Genomic DNA, 1,250 nt, shown 5'->3' on the forward strand with positions numbered 1-1,250 from the left:
GAGGAGCTTCTGGCGGGGATCTTTGGGCGTGTGTTGGGTGTGGAGGGTGTTGGGGCGGGTGGGCATTTCTTTGAGCTTGGTGGTCATTCGTTGTTGGCTGCGCAGGTGGTGTCGCGGGTTCGTGAGGTGTTTGGGGTGGAGTTGGCGTTGGCGGAGGTTTTTGATCGGCCGGTGGTGCGGTCTTTGGCGGCGGTGGTGGATGGTTCGGTGGTGGGGGTGGTGGTGCCGCCGGTGGTGTCGGTGGGGCGTGATCGGGTGTTGCCGTTGTCGTTTGCGCAGCAGCGGTTGTGGTTTTTGGATCGTTTGGATCCGGGTTCGGTGGAGTACAACGTGCCGTTGGTGATTCGTTGGGATGGTTCGGTGTCGGTGGTGGCGTTGCAGGCGGCGTTGGAGGGGTTGGTTGCTCGGCATGAGGTGTTGCGGACTCGGTTGGTGGTGGGTGTGGATGGTGTGCCTGTGCAGGTGATTGATGGGCCGGGGCGGGTGTGGTTGCCGGTGGTGGATTTGTCTGATGTTGGTGTGGCTGGGGGTGTGGTTGCTCGGGCGGTGGCGGAGCCGTTTGATTTGGCGGTTGGGCCGTTGTTTCGGGTGGTGTTGTTGCGGTTGGCGTCGGGGGAGCAGGTGTTGTTGTTGGTGTTGCATCATGTGGTTTCTGATGAGTGGTCTGGTGGTGTTGTGCGTCGGGAGTTGGCGGCGTTGGTGCGGGGTGAGGTTCTTGCGCCGTTGCGGGTGCAGTATGCCGATTTTGCGGTGTGGCAGCGGGAGTGGTTGTCGGGTGCGGTGTTGGATGGGCAGTTGGCTTATTGGCGGGGTCGGTTGGCGGGGGTGCCGGTGCTTGAGTTGCCGGTTGATCGGCCGCGGCCGGCGGTGCGGTCGTCGGCGGGTGGGGTTGTTGAGTTTGTGGTGCCGGGGTCGACGGTGGATGGTTTGCGGGTGTTGGCGGGTGAGGCTGGGGCGACGATGTTTATGACGGTGTTGGCGGCGTTTGTGGCGTTGTTGGGTCGGTATTGCGATGCCGAGGATGTGGTGGTGGGTACGCCGGTGGCGAATCGGGGTCGGGCTGAGGTTGATGGTTTGGTTGGTTGTTTTGTCAATACCCTTGTGTTGCGTGTGGATCTGTCGGGTGATCCGACGTTTCGTGAGTTGGTGGGTCGGGTGCGGGGTGTGGCGTTGGAGGCGTATGCGCATCAGGATTTGCCGTTCGAGCAGTTGGTTGATGCCCTTGCTGTTGACCGGGACCGGTCCCGGAC

Annotated in this window: 1 protein-coding gene; it reads left to right on the plus strand. The window is 62.3% G+C overall.

Annotation, left to right across the window (positions count from 1 at the left end):
* Window positions 1-30: 30 nt before the first annotated feature.
* A partial coding sequence (locus tag AC507J_RS32265; RefSeq protein WP_496294340.1) for a condensation domain-containing protein occupies window positions 31-1,250 on the plus strand: 1,220 nt, incomplete at its 3' end.

The sequence above is a fragment of the Micromonospora sp. PRAS1 genome (genome assembly GCF_059553435.1).